Source organism: Methylophaga nitratireducenticrescens, from assembly GCF_000260985.4.
GTDB lineage: Bacteria > Pseudomonadota > Gammaproteobacteria > Nitrosococcales > Methylophagaceae > Methylophaga > Methylophaga nitratireducenticrescens.
In genome coordinates this window covers 1,938,238-1,959,356 of sequence record NC_017857.3, presented here as the reverse complement: position 1 = coordinate 1,959,356, position 21,119 = coordinate 1,938,238, and the positions used below count along the sequence as shown (strand labels likewise).

The window sequence follows — 21,119 nt, the reverse complement described above, 5'->3', positions numbered from 1 at the left end:
AGTTGAGGTAAGTAAAATGAAATCAATGGTGATTATCACAGCCCTGAGTTTATTCAGTAGTGCCGCTTACGCATACGATAAAATTTATTTGAAAAGACTGCTCGAAGAAAATCAATGTCACCATTGCAATTTAAGTGAAGCGCCACTGGAAGATCATGATCTGGAAGGTGCTGATATGAGTGAAGCCAATCTCAAAGGCATTATTCTTACCAATGCCAATGTTAAAGGTGCATGGTTTACGCATTCAAGGATGCAGGGAGCGCAGCTTGAAGGAGCCGATCTAAGTAATTCCTTAATGGATTACGCCCAGCTGATGGATGCCAATCTGAAAAATGCCAAACTGGACGGTGCACATTTGATTTTTTCGGATATGAGTGGCGCAGACTTAACCGGGGCATCAATGAAAGGCGTTCATGATCGAGGCATTAAATTCTGCAACACCACGATGCCAGATGGTAGCGTAAATAATGATGGTTGTTAGTTCAGTAAGAAAGGCATCATCTCTTTCTTGATAACCTAATAAGCCACATGCAGTGTTGGTGAAGGAAGATAAACCGAGCCCAGGTTAATACTCCTGATATTTAAAGAAAAATTCCCGGTAAATTACTCCTGACATTCGTCGCAGTAATCGTTAGTATACGGCGGACAAATTCAGCCATAGGAACCTATTTTGTTTTTGAAAAAAATCGTCTTCGTTTGTTTGTTGGTACCAGTTTTATCCCACGCTGCACCCGTTACGTTGATTCTGACCAACGGTGATCGTTTGCAAGGTGATTTATTAGAACGTAATCAGGAATCCCTTACTATTAAACATCAGCTGCTCGGTGAAATGATCATTAACACCAATACCGTCTCCGAAATCAAAACAGATTATGAGGCTCTGGCCCAGCAAACACCAACAGATGACACTCCCATTATTGAATCGGTTGACCTTGCTGAGGCTGAACCGGAAGATAAAGGCCTGCTGGGGACCGGCTGGTTAACAAACTGGGAAAGACGTTTTGATCTTGGACTGGCTGGAAGCCGTGGAAAATCAGATAACAGTCAGGTTAACGTGGCTTTTAACGCTGATCTAGCCACAGAAGAAACCCGGATTAACAGTCGAACTGCATATTATTATGCGAAATCCGAAGAAGAGACGTCTGACAACAGCTTTTTTACCTCAATTAACCGCGATTGGTTGAAACCTGAAACACCCTGGTTCATGTTTGCTGGTGGACGATTGGATGTTGATAAATTCAAGGATTATGACTATCGGCTCAATGCCAATGCTGGTTATGGTTATGAATTTGCCAATACTGATGATTGGTTATTCGTTGGACGTTCCGGTGCAGGTTTTAACAAAACGTTTGGTGGCGAACGTGAAGAATTTACCCCTGAAGGATTGTTAGGTCTCGAAACACGCTGGCGCATTAATGCTGCGCAACGTTTAGCGTTAGCCAATACGTTTTATCCTAGTTTCGATTCTTTCGATGCCTACCGGAATGTAACCACATTCGACTGGATTCTTGATTTGGATGAACGTGCTGGCGTAGCGTTAAAAGTCGGCATGACCAATGAGTATGATTCAGAGACGGAAGATGAGGTTAGTAAACACGATTTCAAATATACTTTGTCGCTGTCTTGGAGTCTTTAGGACTCAGCTGTCTAGCCCAGCAATGGAAGCAATGAACACAGATTAACCGTCCTGAGTACACGTTTTCAGATGCTACTCTGTATACTGACGCTGAAAATTATTAAGCTCAGAAGCTTCCAAGTAAATTGAAAATTAGTGAACAATCAACAGCAACAACTTAAAACTCAAATAAAAAACACCATGCTCGCCGACCAGCACAAACTGCGTCGGCGATTAGTGCAGTTACAGAATAAATCCGCCAATGAAAATGAATGGCTGAATCTGCAACAGCAAATTGAACGTTCAAATGAGCGCTTTCAGTTTCGTTTGAACAACCTGCCGAAGCCTTCCTTGGAGGCTGATCTTCCCGTAATTGAAAGAAAGGAAGATATCGCTAAAGCGATTCAGCAACATCAGGTCATTATTCTTTGTGGTGAAACCGGTTCTGGTAAAACCACGCAGTTACCCCAAATCTGTCTTGAGCTGGGTCGGGGTGTCGGTGGCCTGATTGGCCATACTCAGCCGCGACGTATTGCAGCCCGGACTGTAGCAACACGTATCGCTGAAGAACTAAAGTCCCAAATCGGTGAAGCAGTTGGCTATAAAGTCCGGTTTCATGATCAGGTAAAAGCCGATAAAAGCTATATCAAACTGATGACAGACGGTATTTTGCTGGCTGAAACACAAAATGATCCCTACCTGAATCAATATGACACGCTGATTATTGATGAAGCGCATGAACGCAGTCTGAATATTGATTTTCTATTGGGTTATCTCAAACAATTGCTGCCGAAACGCCCCGACCTGAAACTGATCATCACCTCGGCAACCATTGATACTCAACGATTCTCTGAGCATTTTGACAATGCACCGGTTATCGAAGTCAGTGGCCGAACCTACCCTGTTGAAATCCGCTATCGTCCCTTATTAAGTCGCGATGATGACAGTGAAGATCTGGATTTTGTTGATGGTATCGTCCAGGCGGTGGACGAATTATGTCGAGTCGGGCCAGGCGATGTACTGATATTTTTATCAGGTGAACGTGATATCCGTGATGTTTCTGAAGCGCTACGCAAACATCACCCACCCAATACAGAAATTCTGCCCCTATTTGCCAGACAGTCGGCCAGTGAACAAAATCGGGTGTTTAAAACCAGTGGCCCGCGCCGTATTATTCTGGCGACCAATGTGGCGGAAACGTCGTTGACAGTACCGGGTATTCGTTATGTCGTCGATCCAGGTCTGGCGCGAATCAGCCGCTACAGCGTACGCAATAAAGTGCAACGTTTACCGATTGAGAAAATATCGCAATCCAGTGCTAATCAGCGATCCGGTCGTTGTGGTCGTGTTGCTGCCGGGGTTTGTATTCGTTTATACGACGAAGAGGATTTTGCTGCCAGACCGGCATTTACCGATCCGGAAATTCTGCGTACCAATCTGGCCTCCGTTATTTTGCAGATGACCGCATTAAAACTGGGCGACCCGGCTAAATTTCCGTTTATCAATCCCCCGCCACCGAAGATGATCAACGATGGTTACCGGTTGTTGGAGGAACTCAATGCTGTAAATGGCAAACGGCAAATAACCGAAACAGGCCGACAGCTTGCCAAATTACCGATTGATCCGCGTATCGCCAGAATGATTCTGGCGGCAAATGATCAAAACAGTCTGAATGAAGTACTGGTAATAGCCAGTGCTCTGAGTATTCAGGATCCACGAGAACGTCCGATGGATAAACAACAGGCGGCAGATGAGGCACATAGCAAATACAAAGACGACCGATCAGATTTTTTAGCGTTTCTTAAGCTATGGGATTTGTATCATGACCGTCAGAAACACTTAAGTCAGAATAAATTTCGCAAATACTGCAAAGAAAACTTTCTGTCTTTTCTGCGTCTGCGTGAATGGCATGATATTTATCAGCAACTGCACGTGCAAACCACGCAGATGGGCTTCAAGCCTAATCAGCAACCGGCTGAGTATCAACCTATTCATCAAGCCTTGCTCAGCGGTCTGTTAAGCAATGTGGCCATGAAAGCTGACCAGCATAGTTATGCCGGCACACGTAATCTGAAACTGAAAATTTTTCCAGGCTCAGCATTACATAAAAAAGGTCCGAAATGGATCATGGCTGCCGAGCTGGTGGAAACCGGACAACTTTATGCCCGGATTGTCGCCAAAATTGAACCCGAGTGGATTGAGCCGATTGCAGGAGATCTGGTTAAACGCCAATACAGTGATCCGCATTGGGAGAAAAAACCGGCTCAAGTCGTCGCTTTTGAAAGTGTCAGTCTGTATGGATTACCCATAGTAAATCGTCGGAAAATTCATTACGGACCATTGGATCGCCCTACTTCCAACGAAATATTTATCCGTGAAGCTTTGGTCAATGGTGACTTCAACTGTCAGGCAAAATTTTTCCAACATAATCGCCAGCTGATTGATGAAATTGAACTGTTGGAGCAAAAATCACGGCGACGTGATGTGTTGGCAGATGAAGATACTCTGTTTGCCTTTTATCATGAGCGTATTCCTGACGATATTATCAATGGTCATGGCTTTGAAAAATGGCGTAAACAGGCAGAGAAAAAAGACCCACAGTGTTTGTTTATGAGCCGTGAGATTCTGATGCAGCACAATGCTGATCAGGTAACGGTTGATAGCTATCCGGATCAGTTGCTGGTGAACCGTGTTCCGTTGCCGCTTGAATATCATTTTGAGCCTGGCAAACAACATGATGGTATTACCCAGACGATTCCGCTGTCACTGCTCAATCAAAGTGATCCCGAACGTTATGAGTGGTTAGTGCCTGGCTTGTTACGTGACAAGGTCATTTTTTTGCTTAAAAGCCTGCCTAAATCCTTGCGCCGTCATTTTATTCCTGTACCGGATTATGCCGATCGCTGCCTGAAAGCATTAACGCCTTATGAAGGTGCATTGTTGCCTGCTTTAACTGAGCAATTACGTAAAATGACTGGTGTTGAGATTAAAGCAGATGATTGGCGGCAGGAAGATCTGCCACTGTATCTGAAAATGAATTTCAAGCTGGTTGATGAACAAGGTGAACTGCTGGCAGAAAATCGTGATTTAAATCAGTTAAAGCAAGACTGGTCAAAAGAGGCTGCTGCCAGTTTCCGTCAGTTACCTGATTCTGAGTATGAAAAATCCGGGATGACTGGCTGGGAATTTGATGCGTTTCCTGAACACATTGTGATGCAGCAAAACGGCCTGGAAATGACGGCTTACCCTGCCCTGGTAGATCGTGGTGATCATGTAGATCTGACGCTGATGGATACCTTGCAGCAAGCTAAATCATTCTCAGCAATAGGGTTGAGAAGACTATTTATGCTGGCAGAAAAAGATAACGTTAAATATCTGCAGAAAAACCTGCCGGATATACAGAAGATGTGCCTGCATTATGCCAATGTGCCTGCTGCGCCATTTGAAGAGAACAAAACCCAGCAGATTACTCCATGCGAGCAGTTGAAACAGGATTTGATAGCCGTTGCATTTGATCGGTGCTTTCTGAAAGATCAGGACTGGCCACGCGATAAACAACAGTTTGAACTGCGGCTGCAACAACGCAGTAGTGAACTCATTAACATTGCCAACCAACTTGCCAGACTGATCGCTGAGCCATTAAGCGAATATCATGCGATTGCCAAACGGCTGTCTGGAAATATTCCTCTGGCGGCGATGCATGCGGTTAAAGACATCCGTGAGCAATTAAATTATTTGCTGTATCAGGGATTTGTGCATCACACTCCGGATGAAGCTTTACAGCGTTTACCCGCTTATTTTCGAGCCATCGGTGCGCGTCTGGATAAACTGAAAACCGATCCAGCCAAAGATCGTCAACGACAAATGGAGGTCCAGCCCCACTGGCAGCGTTATCTGATCAATATTAAACGCGCTGATAATGAAGCAATGCAGCAATATCGCTGGATGATTGAAGAGTTTCGTATCTCGGTTTTTGCCCAGGAAATTGGTACTGCCTGTCCCGTATCAACCAAACGTCTCGATAAGCAATGGGCAGAATGTTAAAAAATTAACGTTAATTTACAGAACATTCAGTCACAGTTCAGTTAAACATTGTTACCCTGACTTGAGCTTCAATTGTGTGGAGTATGTCATGGATAAAATGATTGCTAGTTTGGTTGTCATCAGACATAACTGTTTTCATGACATCTCCACTCACTCCACAGTGGCGAAGATTCAGAGCGAAGACGCTTTCTCGTATAAGGACCTGGTTCAATACAATGTCATTTCAAGATCCCCAAATTACAACACTAAAACTGGCCCATAAGCAGCTATGTGTTTACGTTTAGCAGGATTGATATTTCTATGTTCCACCAGTGTCTGGTTTAGCCCCGTTCAGGCCCAAGCTTCTTATACCGTTACTGAAGGTAATAAATTGGACTCACAAACTTATCGAGGCTATTTGCTTTATCGAAATTGGTGTGCGCGTTGCCATGGTACTTTTGCACAGGGACTCGCAGGGCCCAATTTAGCTAAAAGCCTGAATAAACTATCCAAAGATAAATTCATGCAGGTGCTGATTGAGGGGAAAAAAGGTCGTATCGGTATCATGCCGAGTTTTGAGGATACTCCTCAGGTTATCAATGGACGAGAACAACTCTACAATTATCTTCGTGCCAGGGCTGACAATGCCATTGGTCCGGTGCAACCGACACAGGGAACAAAATGATGTGTTCAATAACGTGCAGTTTGCTATTATCGATTCATAACAAGCATACAAAATATAAGGCTGTTCCATGAAGTTTCCCTGGTATCTGTTACTTTTTATGCTAACGTTACCTTTGTCTGGTTACACTGATCACTTGCCGCCAGATGCGGAAGCAGGAACCAGTATTAACGATATAGCCTTACCACTGACCAAGAAAACTGCTGCAGAATTAGCTCAGGTGGAAACCGGTGGCCGTGTTCTGTCGGTAGAACAGGAACAATATCAAAACCATACGGTTTTTCGTGTCAAAGTTTTACATGTAGATGGTAAGCTGAAAACCTACCGATTGGATCGGCTAACCGGATATCAAATGCAATAATCATGCGTGTTTTATTAATTGAAGATGAACCTCACCTGCGAGAACAAATCGGCCAGCATTTACGCCAACACCAACTAACCGTTGACATGAGCGCAGATGGTGAAGATGGATTGTTTCTGGGCTCTGAATATCCTTATGATGTTGCTGTTATCGATTTGGGATTACCCAAATTATCCGGGATTGATGTGATTAAACAGTTGCGTGAACAGAACATTTCTTTTCCGATTTTAATCCTGACCGCTCGCAGTCGCTGGCAAGATAAAGTGGAAGGCCTTGAAGCTGGAGCCGATGATTATCTGGTTAAGCCCTTTCATTTCGAAGAATTACTGGCGCGTTTGAACGCACTGGCACGACGTGCCGCTGGCTGGTCAAATTCCACCTTGCGCTGTGGACCGGTTGAATTAAATCCCGCATCTCAACAAGTGACATTTAATCAGTCCTCGATTGATTTGACCGCCTTTGAATATCGTTTATTGCATTATCTGATGTTGCACGCTGGCGAAGTGATTTCCAAAACCGAGCTGACAGATCATATCTACGATCAGGATCAGGATCGCGACAGCAATGTCATAGAAGTATTTGTCAAAAGATTACGTAATAAACTGGACCCTGATAAAACCCTAAATCCAATTGAAACATTACGTGGCCGGGGCTATCGGCTGAATTTACCACGTGAGTAAACTGAATTTATCACTGACCAATCGCCAGTTGATAGCCATCACCTTGGTATTAAGTGCTTTTCTGGGTATTTCTGCATTCAGTTTATATAACGCCTTTGCCAGTAGTGCAGAAACAGCTCAAAAACAGCGTTTATTAAATTATGTGTATACCTTGCTGACCGCTGCAGAAATCAGCCATGATGGTAAGTTACATATGCAGGGAAACCTCGCTGAGCCAAAATTTGCTATTCCCAACTCAGGTCTTTATGCACAAATTACCAGTGGCAATAATATTGTCTGGCAATCGCCTTCAGTCATCGGTTTGTTTTTGGCGCTCCCCCATCATCCAGGCCCTTCTGAACAGTTGTACAGCCAGATAAATCTCGATAACGGCATGAAATTGCAGAATCTTGCGTTTGGTATTGTCTGGGAAAATGATGATGGTGAACATTTTGATTACACCATTAATGTTTCTGAAGATCAGCATATGCTGGAGGCGCAGATAAATGAATTTCAATTAAATCTCTGGTACTGGCTGGGTGGTACTGGCCTGATGTTGTTAATCGCTCAATGGCTAATTCTACGTTGGAGTTTGCAGCCGCTGCATAAAGCAGCAGCGGATCTACACGCTATCGAATCGGGACAACAACAACGGCTGGGAGACAGCTATCCCAGCGAGTTGCAACAACTCACACGAAATATTAATAACTTACTGGATCACGAACAATCTCGACGGCAACGCTATAAAAATTCGCTGGCAGATCTAGCGCATAGCCTGAAAACACCATTGGCTTTATTACGTTCTGAACTGGAAAATTGCGATGATATAGCAGCCTGTAAATTAACCGGCCAGGAGCAATTGAATCGTATCAATGCATTGGTTGATTATCAGTTGCAACGTGCAGCCACAGAAGGAAAAAGTAATTTATTGGCACCAGTATCAATTGGTGAAATTATCACTAAACTGATGAACACACTAAAAAAAGTTTATCAAAGTAAAAGTATCCATACACAATGTGAAATTGAACGTGATGTCATGCTCCATGCCGACGAAAGTGATATGTATGAGCTGCTTGGCAATCTGCTGGAAAATGCCTTTAAATACTGTAACAAGCAGGTCAACATTGTATTACGTCAGCAAAATCACAGAATTTTAGTGCGTATCGAAGATGATGGACCGGGAGTTCCCGCACATGCCAGCGCAGATATTATCAAACGTGGCAGACGAATGGATACCCAGATTGAAGGCCAGGGATTAGGTTTGGCGATTGCCAGCGATATCGTAGATGCCTACCAAGGCAAAATCAGTGTGCAACAAAGCTATCTGGGTGGTGCCTGCTTTTTAATCGAACTTATTGATCACTGATTTTGCTGTAATTGCTGCAGATACTTAAACAATAGTCGGGCAGATTTTGGCGGCTGTTGTTTGACGGCTTCCTGTTTGGCATTCCGGACCAACTGTCTTACATGTTGATTATCAAAATCTTTAAAGTAACCGCGTAGTTCTGTTACAACGATATCATCTTCCGCTAACAAGCGATCCCGCCAGTTTTCCAGTTGATGAAACTGATCAGTTTGAGCCTGTTTTGGCTGCTTCAGTTGTTCCAGTTTCTGCTGAATTTCTTCATGATCCAGTCGAGCAATGATGCCGCCGATATAACCTTTCTGACGTTTTAAAGCGCCTTTGCTCATGGATTGGGCGTTGATCACTGCTTCAGTTAAATCCTCGTCCAGTTCCAGCTTTAATACATCTTTTTTAGGCAACTCAATCAAGTCCTCGCCTAGTTTTTTCAGCTCATCAAGCTCACGTTTAATGCGAGATTTGCTTTTCGGAATCGAAGACCAATCAAACTCCTCATCAAGGTGATCCTGTTCAAATTCTTCATTCATTATTATTCACCTTGTACTGTCACGATCACACGACGCTGCTGGCGATGCGTGCGATGTTCCCATAAGCGTTCCCTGCCAGATACCCAGAGCACATTTGCCATTGCTCACGGGTACAACTAGATCGGGATTAGTCAAAACGGTTCGGATATGCGCACTCATATCATCCGGACCTTCGTCCTGATGCAAGAACATTGCATCACCGTCCGGCACTATATGCTGCATAAACGTTTCCAGATCTCGTCTGACATCAGGGTCAGCATTTTCACAAATCATCAAAGAAGCACTGGTGTGCTGGACAAATACATGACAGGTTCCGGTAGTGATACCCGAAGCAGATACAATTTTAGCCACATCATCAGTGATATTAATGGTACTGCGGCCTTTCAATTCAAATTGTAATTGTTGTTGCAAAATCATTTTGTTCTACCTTTTTCAAAAGCAGCAAAAGCATCACCCGAATCGAGGCTCTTTATGACTAAATCCCCTGCTTTATTCTGATCTGAAACCAGTCCGCAGTGCCATAAAGCCATTGCTGCTCCATAAACCAGCAAATCATACGCTACCCCTTTTTCACCCTGTAATGCCGCAATGCCACGTTGAGCAGACTCTGCCGCTGTCAGTTGATCCAAATCAGGCATGACTCCTCGGGTCTGTTGATCAACTCCAAATGCCTGAGGATCCAGTGAGCAGGGTTTTAATGCGCCATCAATCAATAAAAAGTTATCTGAGGTTTCACGTAAGGTCGGCACAATTCCGCCTTCCAGACCACGTACGATCAATGCGCTGTCAAAACCACTTTGTTTGGCAAGATAAGCCAGCACTGGAGGATAGGCTTTATGTACAAAGCCAATTTGCAGATGCGTTTTTTTAGCCTTAACCGGCATCACCAGCTTTTCCAGCGTCGCCAGACTAGGGCGTTTAATCATCAAACGACGTAAATCCTGTAAAGCAAACAAGCTGGGGGTGGTAATAGCCTGATCCAGATAAGCCCAGCCAATATTAGTAGTATTTAGTTGCTCGGCGGCTTCTGCAACAGTCAATTGTATATTCACACCCGCCGCTTCTAACACCTGTGCATGAGTGACACCGAATTTCGGCGCCATTTGGTAAACACCTTGCGATAACGCCGGTAAACCGCATGCTGCCATGACGGCAGGCAAAAATGCTGCGATTGGACAATGGCGACTAAAACCATTAAACGGATCGGAAAGTAGCATTACATTATCTACCTCAAGTGCATGCTGCCCGGTCTTTTCCTGGATAGCCAACAACAGTCCCAGATTTTCCTCATCCGTTTCACGTTTCATTCGCAATGCAATCAGCATGACCGCCATTCGCACCGGATCCACTTCACCGGAGAGGATTTCCAGCATCGCTTCACGGCTTTCCTCAAGACTGAGATCTTTACTCAGATGGGGGCCGGTGGCGACTTTTTTGATAGCATCAGCAACTGCACTCATTTAATTAATCCACTGTATTAGGGTCGCTTCATCGACCACATCAATCCCGAGAGATTGGGCTTTATTCAATTTGGAACCGGCGTCTCTACCCGCTACCACATAATCGGTTTTGGCTGAAACGCTACCAGCCACTTTGGCACCCAATGCCAATAACTTTTCTTTGGCTTCGCTACGCGACAGGTTTTCCAGGGTTCCGGTTAGTACAATGGTTTTACCAGCCAAAGCTGAATCCGCATAAACCGGTTTTTCTTCCGGCCAATTGACCCCGGCATCCAACAACCGCTGAATCACATCCAGATTGTGGGTTTGTTGGAAGAAAGTATAAATATGATGGGCAACTACTGGCCCCACATCTTCAATTTCAATGAGCTCGTCTTCTTTAGCTACCGTTAATTTATCCAGCTCAACAAAGTGTAAAGCGAGTGATCGGGCGGTCGCTTCACCGACTTCTCGAATGCCTAATGCATATAAAAATCGTGCAAAACGGGTATTTTTGGCTTGCTCTAATGCATTAACCAAGTTTTCGGCAGATTTTTCACCCATACGGTCCAAAGCCGAAAACTGTTCTTTGTTCAGATAAAACAAATCCGCTGGATCTTTAATGAGCTCAGCATCAACCAGTTGTTCAACCAGCTTATCGCCTAGACCATCAATATCCAGAGCTTTGCGCGAGGCAAAATGTTTTATGGCCTCCTTGCGTTGTGCGCCACAGAATAAACCACCACTGCAACGCGCTACGGCTTCACCTTCTACCCTTTCAACCTCTGCCCCGCAAACTGGACAATGCGTTGGCATTACGAACTCGGTGGCATTGGCAGGACGCTTGTCTTTAACTACCTGAACGACTTCAGGAATCACATCCCCTGCCCGGCGAATAATCACCGTATCGCCAATTCGAACATCCTTACGTCGGACTTCATCCTCATTATGCAGCGTGGCATTACTCACCGTAACACCACCGACAAAAACCGGTTGCAAACGCGCTACCGGGGTTAATGCACCGGTGCGGCCAACCTGAACTTCAATATCGACAACCTGAGTGCTTTCTTCCTGTGCCGGAAATTTATAGGCAATTGCCCAACGCGGTGCACGTGAGACAAACCCCAAACGTTCCTGCAAACGGCTGTCATCGACTTTGAACACCACCCCATCAATATCATAGGACAAACTGGCCCGGCGCTCCCCAAGCTGATGCAGATACTCCAGGCATTCATCAACACCCTTTAATTGTTTGGTATCAGGAGAAACAGCTCCACCCCATTCGCTGATTATCTGCATGGCTTCTGTATGGCTGGATGGACGCTCCATGCCCTGAAGTTCTCCAAGGCCATAACAGAACAATGCTAAAGGTCGACTAGCCGTTACCGAGGAATCGAGTTGCCTTAATGAGCCTGCAGCAGCATTGCGTGGGTTAACGAACAGTTTTTCATTGTTGGCCAGACGTTGTTGATTAAGCTTTTCAAAACCCGCTTTAGGCATATAAATTTCACCACGGATTTCAACTACTTGCGGAACATTTTTGCCGTGCAGTTTCAATGGGACATTGCGGATGGTTCGAACGTTTTCGGTGACATCTTCACCCACCGCGCCATCACCACGAGTGGCAGCCTGAACCAGTAAACCATTTTCATATCGAATACTGATGGCCAGACCATCCAGCTTGGGTTCAGCAGCATAAGTAATCACAGCATCGGTATTGAGACGATCCAGAACACGCTGATTAAACGCGGTCAATTCGGCTTCATCAAACACATTATCCAGCGACAACATGGGCATCGCATGAGTCACTTGGGTAAATTTATCCAACGGAGCCGATCCCACCCGTTGTGTCGGTGAATCCGCAGTGATCAGTTCAGGGTAATCGGCTTCGAGTTTTTTTAATTCAGCAAATAACCGATCATATTCGGCGTCGGTTACTTCCGGATCATCCGCGCTGTAATACAGAAAGTTATAACGGTTGATTAAGTCTCGAAGCTGTGCGGCTCGCTCGCTGATTTCAGGTGAAATCGTCATCAGATTTATTGCCTGCCTGCAAAGATAAATTTAACTCAAAAATTCGGTTACGCGTGGCTTCCAAATGTTTATCGGTAATCGGTTCACGTTTTTCATCACAGAGGATGCCACCCAGATAGGCGGTCAGTTGTTGTGCGGTATCCAGCATCGAATCAAATACCGTAAGACCGTTTACCGGGCCAGGAAGTCTGGCAAACATTAACAAGCCGGGAGTCTTCATTGAAATCAATTGATCAGGAAGCAAGGTGCCGGGATCCAGAATATTCGCCACACTGAACAGTGTCTGACGGCGATTATTAACGGTATAACGATGATATATCTGCATATCACCAAAATGCATTTCCTGCTGTTCCAGCGCAGATTTGATTGCGCGTCCGGTAAACATTTGTGATTCGGGGGCCATAATGGTTAATGCCACCACCATTTCCCAATCGGGCGTATCGTCTTCTTCATCTGCATCGGCAAATTCGTCATCCATTTCCGAATGGTCGAATTCGTCGCCAACATCAGCCACATCTGAATCCATACGAACTTTGGGGCTGTCGGATAAATCTACCGTATCTTGCGCAAAAACCGAGTCGAAACGCGCGTGAAAATCACTATTCTCGTCGTTATCAAAACGATCCAGTTCACGCTCGAATTCCTGGGCGCGCTGTTGCTGCCGGGAATGGCTATACCAGCCGCCAATAATCAGCGCCACTAAAACAACTACAGACAGGAGAATGATTTCTAACACTTAATTAAATCTGCCAACTCAGGGATAATAACGGTTTTGTTCACTCTTAGAGATTACCTATGTCTACGCTACCAAGCAAACAACTGGAAACCTTCGATAACGCAGTACCGGAGCGGGATTATACCATCCACATCGAAACACCTGAATTTACTTGTCTGTGTCCGAAAACAGGTCAACCGGATTTTGCCACGATTAAGATCGATTATGTACCTGATTTAAAATGCGTTGAACTGAAGTCTCTGAAACTTTACTTCTGGTCTTACCGTGAAGAAGGTGGTTTTCATGAAAAACTGACCAATCAAATCCTGACCGATTTGGTAGCTGCAACTGAACCACGTTTTATGCGCGTAACGGGTATTTTCAATGTTCGTGGCGGTGTGTATACCAACGTCGTTGCCGAGTACCGTAAAGAAGGTTGGGTTGCACCAACACCTGTTCATCTTCCATAAATATGCGCGATAGTGCATGGATTGGCATTGATTTCGGCACCTCCGGGTGCCGGATCTGCGCCATCGACCTATCCGGCAATATTATTGCCCAGACTAAACAAAACCTTCCCGCAGATCCACACCCCTACCCCTCACCAAAACAGCAGTCTTACTATCTTTTTGAGGCTTTAACAGATCTGGTAAAGCAAATTCCCGAGTTTGCAATTGATTCAATCAGCATTGATGCAACTTCCGGCTCAGTGATGTTATGTGATTCACAAGGAAATCCTCTGACTGAGATGTTGATGTATAACGATCAACCTGCTTCCTTGGCGAGTGAAAAAATAGCGGAAAAAGCACCTATCAATTCAGCTGCACATAGTCCCAGCAGCGGTTTGGCAAAATTGCTGTATTTTCAATTAACCCTGGCGTTACCTGAAAAATATTATCTATTGCACCAGGCCGACTGGCTGGCGATTCAACTCGGCGCTACACCCGGTATGACGGATTACAATAATGCCTTGAAGTCCGGTTTTGATGTAGTAGCAAATCACTGGCCCGGCTGGCTGAAATCAATAACGCCAATGAGCGTTTTGCCAACTGTAGTTGCACCAGGCACCGTGATTGGCAAACTCTCAGAAGCCGTTATGCTAGAACTTGGGATAAAACAGTCAGTACCACCATTGATTAAGGCTGGAACCACTGATAGCCTGGCTGCATTTATCGCTACGGGTGCCAACCGCGTCGGAGAAGGCGTAACGTCACTGGGTTCAACACTGGTCTTGAAACTTATCTGTAAAACTCCGGTATTTGATGCTCAAACAGGCGTTTACAGCCATAAGCTGGGAAATCGCTGGTTATGTGGTGGCGCGTCTAACACCGGTGGAGCAGTATTGAGACATTTCTTTACTGACGAACAATTAATCACGTTAAGCCAGAAAATTGATTTAAAGCAGTCTCCACCAGTCTATTATCCCCTGCTAAAGCCAGGAGAACGCTTCCCAATTGCTGATCCAAACTATCCACCACAAATGTTACCCCGCTCAGCGGAAGATCATCTATTTCTGCATGGGTTGCTGGCTGGCATTGCCAGTATAGAAAAAAAAGGTTACCAATATCTTCAACCATTAAGTGCTACACCGTTAACGTCGATTCGAAGTGTTGGTGGTGGTGCTAAAAATCCTGTCTGGACACAGCTACGTCAGTCATTATTGCGGGTTCCATTCGAATCAGTGGAACAGACTGAAGCAGCTTATGGCAGTGCATTACTTGCAAGAGATGGTCTTACATTATTCCAATAAGGTATTGAAAAATGGGTGATTTCATACAAGGCTCACGCTATTTACTAAGTGGTTTCAAACTTATCAATCAGCCCGGCGTACGTCGCTTTGCCTATATTCCAATTTTGATAAATACCTTGTTGTTTGCCGGAGCGATCTGGCTAGGTATTAACCAGTTTGATTATTGGATGACACAATTGACACCAACCTGGTTACCGGAATGGTTATCCAATGCCTTAATGTGGATCCTTTGGCCATTGTTTGCGGTACTGATTGTATTAATTGTATTTTTCACCTTTTCTATTCTCGCCAATATCGTTGCTGCACCATTTAATGGACTGTTGGCAGAAGCTGTAGAAAAACGTTTATCCAATCAGGCTCCGCCTGAACAAACTCTCTGGCAATTAATCGCAGACACACCCAGAATGATTTTTAATGAATTACGCAAATTGTCTTATTTGCTGAAATGGATGATTCCACTGTTCATCCTGTCGTGGATACCCGGACTGAATCTCATCGCACCCTTGTTATGGCTATTTTTTTCCAGTTGGACTCTGGCACTTGATTATCATGACTATCCGTTGGGAAATCATTTAATGGGATTTAAGCAGCAACGTGAACTGCTCAGAACCAAACGTTCATTGGCTTTGGGTTTTGGCATGACCACTCTGGGAGCAACCATGATCCCGGTGGTTAATTTTCTGATTATTCCAGTCGCTGTAGCTGGTGCAACGGCCTTGTATGTTGAAAAATTACAAAGCCATTCCAATAAGAAAACACCTCTAAATTAACAATTTGAATGTCTCGAGACGATTCATGTGCCAAGGAAAAAGATGAGCTGTGGTGCATTTGCAACATAATGACTGAATAAGCTTATCCGTACCTTTCCACCCTTGTCAGCAACCATTTTTCCTGCGCTCAGCCCTCCTTAATCACTAAAATCATCATCCCTCTGTTTCAAATCAGCTCGTGCCATTCACTCTTTGTTGGACAAAAACCACAATTAACGATTGCTCAACTAAATAAGAAGCATTAACATTACAGTTCCAATTTTTTAAACCATAAGGATCAAAAATGAAATTAAAACCACTTATTGTCATGCAAGCATTGGCAATTGGGAGTTATTCAATGGCTGCAAGTGCTGAAGAACCAATGAATGCAGAGTTTAAAATGCCTGCATTGCAAGTTGTCGGCTCTGAAGCAGATAGTATTTCGCGTCAGACTGGTGCGGTAATCATCATTGACCGTGAAGAAATTGAACGTATTCAGCCAACCTCAACTGAAGACGTTTTGCGCCGAGTTCCCGGAATAAACGTCAAGACCGAAGAAGAATCTGCCGTGGTCAGCAATGTCGGGATCCGCGGACTTTCTGCCAGCGAATCTAAATCTTTGATTCTTGAAGATGGTGTTCCGGTTGCTCCAGGCCTGTTTATTGGTAACGATCGTTATTTCAATCCTCGCATTCAGCGTATGGAAGGTATTGAAATATTGAAAGGTTCTTCATCTTTACGTTACGGACCCTCTACCATTGGTGGGGTGATCAATTATCAAACTAAAACGCCTGATGACGGCGTACATCTTTCTACTCGTTTTGGCTCTTTCAATACACGGGAAGCAACTTTAGAAGCTGGTGGTCGTACAGAATCTGGAGATAGTTTCGCTGGTATCGTCGCCACCCGTGCGCTAAGTGATGGGTTTATGGACAAAGATTACCGCATGAGTGACATCATGATTAAAGCGGGAACGAAGTTAAACGAAAACCATAGCCTTGGTGTGAAGTACTCCTATTACCAAAATGAAGCCAACATATCTTACCGTGGCTTGTTTCTGGATGATTACAAATCAGGTAGAACCTACAACCCTGCACCAGATGATTACTTCCTGACGGATCGTAGAGCTGTTGATATTAACCATGAATGGCATTTAACTGATAATGCAACGCTGACTACATTGGCCTATTGGAGTGAAGTAAGCCGTGATTATTGGCGTTATGGGGTTAATACAGCTGCCTCAAATGATGCTGGTCGCTGGGTTTACACTGATAGTCTAAATGGTAATAACCGAAGCTTTGAGCGTTATGGAGCTGAAACCCGCTTATCAGTCGATCATGGTTTGTTTGGTTTGAATAACCAAGCTGAATTTGGTGTTCGCTGGATGACCGAGGAATCTGATGACAAGCGTATTCGTGCCACTCGTGATCAGGATCGAACCGGTGTTAATGACCGTCATAGAGAAGATAGTGCGGATAGTTTAGCCGCATACGTTATGAACCGTTTTGAAATAACAGAGCGCTTTGCGGTAACTCCTGGCCTGCGAGTTGAATCATATAAGCAAAAACGTAAGGTTCTCACACAAAATAACGAATCAGAAAACACATCAAATACTGAAGTACTGCCAGGCATTGGTGCTACATATCAATTGATTCCTGAAGCACAATTATATGGTGGTGTATATCGTGCGTTCTCTCCGGCTTCAAATGGCGTTGCACTTGATGGACTCAAAGATCAGAATTTGGATGGTGAACGCTCTGTAAATTATGAATTAGGGGTGCGTGGTGACTCCGGACCAATGTCCTATGAACTTACTGGTTTTTATATGGACTTTGATAATCTGGTTGTTACTGGAAACTCCGATCCAAACTTATCTCGATCGAATGCCGGTGAGAGCAAACACTATGGTTTGGAAGCGGCTTTAGGTTATGAGTTGGGCGGTGGTTTCAGTGTCGATACAAATCTAACATGGGTTCCCTACTCTAGGTTTGAAGCAGGAGAGAATAGTGGTAATCGTCTACCGTACTCTCCTAAATTCCTGGCAAACGTAGCTTTGAACTACACTCAAGGTAAATTCTCAAGTTCATTAACTGCCCATCACCGTGGTGAGCAATATGGTGATCCAACGAATCTTGAGGATATTCCGAATGATGCTGCAGGTGGTATCTGGGGTGGAGAGATGTCTTCATACACCGTCTATGATTTCTTTGCACAATATCAAGTCAGCGAACAATTTCGTGTGCGTGGCGCTGTGAAAAATCTGACTGATAAACATTACATCACAGGTCTCCGCCAAGGTATTTATGTTGGCCCAGAGCGTTCTTTCGAAGTGGGTTTTGATTATAGCTTCTAATCCTAAAACCAATGGGGTGCGGCAACATTGCCGCACCCCAGTTTTAGTTATCAGTTTCTTTTATTTAAGCACTAATTCATCAAGCAAGTTCTCAATATCATAATCACAAGAACCACATCCTGAAATTGCGCCAGTTTTTCGGGAGATAGTATCGGTATCGACGATACCCTGCTCAATCAGACTGATAATTTTCCCTCGGGTAGTTCCACTACAATCACAAACCACCTCATCAGCATTAGCTGGGTTACTATTGTTGTTATTCATACACATTCGTTACCTGACGATAAGTGTTTTTAGTTTGGTTTAACGTCACGACGCCTCGGAAAGACTAAACTTATTGTTTTTGTGACAATTTAGTCAAAGCGGCATGAATCCGTTCAACAGCCTGCATTAAACGCGTTTCATCGGTGGTATAAGCAAAGCGCACATGCTTATCGGCAAGATGCTGCCCAAAATCATTTCCCGGTGTAATCGCAACACCGGCTTCTTGTAAAAGATAGCGTGACAAATTCATACTGTTGTTCATGGTGTCACTTAGAAATTTGCTGCAGTCCGCATACAAATAAAATGCGCCCTGAGGTTTCACCGGAATGGAAAATCCAATTTCCTGCAGCGCGGGTAACAAAACATCCCGACGTTTCTCAAACACCTCTCTGCGTTGTTCAAGTATATCCAGACTATCTCGATCAAATGCCACCAGAGCAGCATGCTGGGCATTGGTTGGCGCAGCTAAAAACAGATTCTGAGTCAGACGATCCATCACTGGTTCAAGACTTTCGGGTACGACTACCCAGCCTAAGCGCCAACCGGTCATACCAAAGAATTTGGAAAAGCTGTTGATCACTATCGCTTCGTCGTCTACTTCCAGAATCGAGGGTAAATGAACACCATCGTAATTTAACCCATGGTAAATCTCATCGACGACTAACAGACCTTGTTTAGCCTTGACGGCCTCTGAGAGGGCTTTTAAGCCGACTTTATCAATGATCGTTCCGGTTGGGTTGGAAGGAGTAGCAACCAGGGCCATTTGGGTATCCTGATTCCAGTATTTTTCGATATGTTGTGGAGATAATTGGTAGGCCGTATCAGCTCCTACTGGAACTGAAACTGCAGAGGCTTCCACGAACCTGGCAAAATGACGATTACAGGGATATCCCGGATCGGTCATCAATAAATGCTTGCCGGCTTCTAACAATGCTCCCATCACTAACAGCAATGCACCGGAGGCGCCCGGTGTAACCACAATCCGCCGGGGTGAGATATCCAGCCCGTATTGCTGCTGATACCATCCGGCAATTTTCTCCCGTAATGCCATTAATCCCAATGAGGGGGTATAAAAGGTATCGCCTTTATTTAACGAAGTAATTGCAGCGTTAATAATTGGTTGAGGCGTCAGAAAATCCGGCTCACCTATTTCCAGGTGGATAATATCCCTGCCCTGCACCTGCAGTATCTTCCCTTGCGATAATATATCCATCACCTGAAACGGTTTAATATCCTGGGCGCGCTGGGTAACGTTAATTGGCTTGGGCATGTAAATCCTGAAGTGATTGAGCTGTTATATAGCTTGTTTTAATCGGCGAACCATCGATGACTTGGCATGGGGCATCCGGTTCGCCAAGTTGGTCTACAACACAAATTGCCTGCGTGAAGTTTTCTTCGACAGTATAGGCATTCACGGTCACCAATGTGGTTACACCTGCCCCAACAGACGCTAATAAACCGTTGGCAGAATCTTCAATGGCCAGACAGTCTTTTGCTTCCAGTTGCAGTTGTTGCAAACAATAGTGATAAATATCTGGTGCAGGTTTTTTTGCAGAAACCATATCGCCCGCTGCAATGCAGTCAAACCAACTAATGGCTGACTCCCCCAGCGTGGCATTAATTAATGCTGTGACATTTTCTGCAGTGGTCGTTGTGGCGATCGCCAGGCGAATTTCTTGTTCTCTTAATTCTCCGAGTAATCGTTTCACACCCGGACGTAATTCAATAATCCGTGTTTTAAGCAATTCAAGGTAATATCGTGTTTTATCTGCATGGAGACAATCAATTATTTCACTGAAATTACCTGCAGAACCACACTGTAAATGAAAATTTTCCAGATAATATTGAATACGTTCCTTACCACCGGATACTGCCAATAGTTGTCCGTAAATCTCCTCATCCCAATACCAGTCCAAGCCCGCTCCGGCAAATGCGCGATTGAAGGCCTGACGGTGCCCATCACGCTCCGTTTCAGCAAGTGTTCCATCCACGTCAAAAATAACGGCTTTTAATTGTTTCATTCGTCTTTTTAATTTTAAAAATAGGGTAAAATAGCGCAATTATTTTGCACATGCCCGAAGCATCTGGTATAGATGCGCCCTTGTTTTTAGAAAGTATGAGGTTTGCCAACATGGACCCGAACCAAAATGATGTTAGTTTCACTCCGTACCAACCGGGTGAAAACGAAGAATATATGAGCAAAGATATGGTAAAACATTTTCGAGATATTCTCGAAAAATGGCGTTCGCAACTAATGGCAGAAGTTGACCGCACCGTTCATCATATGCAGGACGAAGCAGCAAACTTCCCGGACCCTAATGACCGGGCTACACAGGAAGAAGAGTTTACTTTGGAATTACGTACACGTGATCGTGAACGTAAGCTGATCAAAAAAATCGAAGAATCCCTTATTGATCTGGATAAAGGTGATTACGGTTTTTGCGAATCATGTGGGGTTGATATCGGTATTAGACGTTTGGAGGCCCGCCCAACAGCAACACTCTGCATTGACTGCAAAACACTGGATGAAATCCGCGAAAAGAACCGCGCCTGATTGAATATTCAGACTCACCTCATACTGAGTA

Annotated in this window: 20 protein-coding genes; 12 read left to right on the top strand and 8 right to left on the bottom strand. The window is 44.5% G+C overall.

Going from position 1 to position 21,119, the window contains the following annotated elements; genetic code table 11:
- The first annotated feature begins 16 nt into the window (after nt 1–16).
- From Q7A_RS09340 to Q7A_RS09310, 7 genes are all read left to right on the top strand, one after another.
- The gene (locus Q7A_RS09340) at nt 17–481 is read left to right on the top strand and encodes a pentapeptide repeat-containing protein (protein ID WP_014707101.1); all 465 of its coding nucleotides are present in this window, start codon (nt 17–19) and stop codon (nt 479–481) included.
- A gap of 189 nt (nt 482–670) precedes the next feature.
- A complete protein-coding gene (locus Q7A_RS09335) occupies nt 671–1,636 on the top strand; it encodes a DUF481 domain-containing protein (RefSeq protein ID WP_014707100.1) in 966 nt (321 codons plus the stop codon).
- A 135-nt stretch (nt 1,637–1,771) separates the two neighbouring features.
- On the top strand, nt 1,772–5,659 hold the full coding sequence (gene hrpA / locus Q7A_RS09330; RefSeq protein ID WP_014707099.1) for an ATP-dependent RNA helicase HrpA: 3,888 nt from the start codon (nt 1,772–1,774) through the stop codon (nt 5,657–5,659).
- Between the two features lie 268 nt (nt 5,660–5,927).
- A complete protein-coding gene (locus Q7A_RS09325; RefSeq protein WP_041354501.1) occupies nt 5,928–6,323 on the top strand; it encodes a c-type cytochrome in 396 nt (131 codons plus the stop codon).
- A gap of 67 nt (nt 6,324–6,390) precedes the next feature.
- The gene (locus Q7A_RS09320) at nt 6,391–6,681 is read left to right on the top strand and encodes a PepSY domain-containing protein (protein WP_014707097.1); all 291 of its coding nucleotides are present in this window, start codon (nt 6,391–6,393) and stop codon (nt 6,679–6,681) included.
- A gap of 2 nt (nt 6,682–6,683) precedes the next feature.
- Complete coding sequence (locus tag Q7A_RS09315; RefSeq protein WP_014707096.1) at nt 6,684–7,361, top strand: response regulator transcription factor; 678 nt, start codon at nt 6,684–6,686, stop codon at nt 7,359–7,361.
- Entirely contained in the window at nt 7,354–8,706 is a 1,353-nt protein-coding gene (locus Q7A_RS09310; protein ID WP_014707095.1) for an ATP-binding protein, read from the top strand. The genes Q7A_RS09315 and Q7A_RS09310 overlap by 8 nt, the downstream gene beginning before the upstream one ends.
- On the opposite strand, the gene yjgA is transcribed toward Q7A_RS09310, so the two are convergent.
- Genes yjgA through Q7A_RS09285 form a run of 5 tightly spaced genes read right to left on the bottom strand, consistent with a single transcriptional unit; the run spans nt 8,700 to nt 13,439 of the window.
- Complete coding sequence (yjgA, locus tag Q7A_RS09305; RefSeq protein ID WP_014707094.1) at nt 8,700–9,230, bottom strand: ribosome biogenesis factor YjgA; 531 nt, start codon at nt 9,228–9,230, stop codon at nt 8,700–8,702. The genes Q7A_RS09310 and yjgA overlap by 7 nt on opposite strands.
- A 6-nt stretch (nt 9,231–9,236) precedes the next feature.
- Nucleotides 9,237–9,647 carry a secondary thiamine-phosphate synthase enzyme YjbQ gene (locus Q7A_RS09300; protein ID WP_014707093.1) on the bottom strand — a complete coding sequence of 137 codons (411 nt, stop codon included), beginning with the start codon at nt 9,645–9,647 and terminating at the stop codon, nt 9,237–9,239.
- Nucleotides 9,644–10,690 (bottom strand): anthranilate phosphoribosyltransferase, encoded by a 1,047-nt coding sequence (locus tag Q7A_RS09295; RefSeq protein WP_014707092.1) that lies wholly within the window; start codon nt 10,688–10,690, stop codon nt 9,644–9,646. Before Q7A_RS09295 ends, Q7A_RS09300 begins: the two co-directional genes overlap by 4 nt.
- Nucleotides 10,691–12,703, bottom strand: coding sequence for an NAD-dependent DNA ligase LigA (gene ligA, locus Q7A_RS09290; protein ID WP_014707091.1), 2,013 nt, complete (start codon nt 12,701–12,703; stop codon nt 10,691–10,693).
- Nucleotides 12,687–13,439, bottom strand: a complete 753-nt coding sequence (locus Q7A_RS09285; protein WP_014707090.1) for a cell division protein ZipA — start codon at nt 13,437–13,439, stop codon at nt 12,687–12,689. The genes ligA and Q7A_RS09285 overlap by 17 nt, the downstream gene beginning before the upstream one ends.
- Nucleotides 13,440–13,498: 59 nt before the next feature.
- Here Q7A_RS09285 and queF point away from each other — a divergent pair, with 59 nt between their 5' ends.
- The 4 genes from queF (at nt 13,499) to Q7A_RS09265 (ending at nt 18,270) form a co-directional block, all read left to right on the top strand.
- Complete coding sequence (gene queF / locus Q7A_RS09280; protein WP_014707089.1) at nt 13,499–13,888, top strand: preQ(1) synthase; 390 nt, start codon at nt 13,499–13,501, stop codon at nt 13,886–13,888.
- A gap of 2 nt (nt 13,889–13,890) precedes the next feature.
- Nucleotides 13,891–15,168, top strand: coding sequence for an FGGY-family carbohydrate kinase (locus Q7A_RS09275; protein ID WP_014707088.1), 1,278 nt, complete (start codon nt 13,891–13,893; stop codon nt 15,166–15,168).
- An 11-nt stretch (nt 15,169–15,179) separates the two neighbouring features.
- The gene (cysZ, locus tag Q7A_RS09270) at nt 15,180–15,938 is read left to right on the top strand and encodes a sulfate transporter CysZ (protein ID WP_014707087.1); all 759 of its coding nucleotides are present in this window, start codon (nt 15,180–15,182) and stop codon (nt 15,936–15,938) included.
- A 283-nt stretch (nt 15,939–16,221) separates the two neighbouring features.
- The gene (locus tag Q7A_RS09265) at nt 16,222–18,270 is read left to right on the top strand and encodes a TonB-dependent receptor family protein (protein ID WP_014707086.1); all 2,049 of its coding nucleotides are present in this window, start codon (nt 16,222–16,224) and stop codon (nt 18,268–18,270) included.
- 60 nt (nt 18,271–18,330) lie between these two features.
- Here Q7A_RS09265 and Q7A_RS09260 read toward each other — a convergent pair whose 3' ends face one another.
- The 3 genes from Q7A_RS09260 to Q7A_RS09250 all read right to left on the bottom strand — a co-directional run bounded on the left by Q7A_RS09260 (nt 18,331) and on the right by Q7A_RS09250 (nt 20,555).
- Nucleotides 18,331–18,534 (bottom strand): (2Fe-2S)-binding protein, encoded by a 204-nt coding sequence (locus Q7A_RS09260; protein ID WP_014707085.1) that lies wholly within the window; start codon nt 18,532–18,534, stop codon nt 18,331–18,333.
- 70 nt (nt 18,535–18,604) lie between these two features.
- Nucleotides 18,605–19,804, bottom strand: a complete 1,200-nt coding sequence (locus Q7A_RS09255) for a pyridoxal phosphate-dependent aminotransferase (RefSeq protein WP_014707084.1) — start codon at nt 19,802–19,804, stop codon at nt 18,605–18,607.
- Nucleotides 19,788–20,555 (bottom strand): HAD family hydrolase, encoded by a 768-nt coding sequence (locus tag Q7A_RS09250; RefSeq protein WP_014707083.1) that lies wholly within the window; start codon nt 20,553–20,555, stop codon nt 19,788–19,790. Before Q7A_RS09250 ends, Q7A_RS09255 begins: the two co-directional genes overlap by 17 nt.
- Nucleotides 20,556–20,665: 110 nt before the next feature.
- Between Q7A_RS09250 and dksA the strand changes: the two genes are divergently transcribed.
- Nucleotides 20,666–21,088 (top strand): RNA polymerase-binding protein DksA, encoded by a 423-nt coding sequence (dksA, locus tag Q7A_RS09245; protein ID WP_014707082.1) that lies wholly within the window; start codon nt 20,666–20,668, stop codon nt 21,086–21,088.
- The last annotated feature ends 31 nt before the right edge of the window (nt 21,089–21,119 follow it).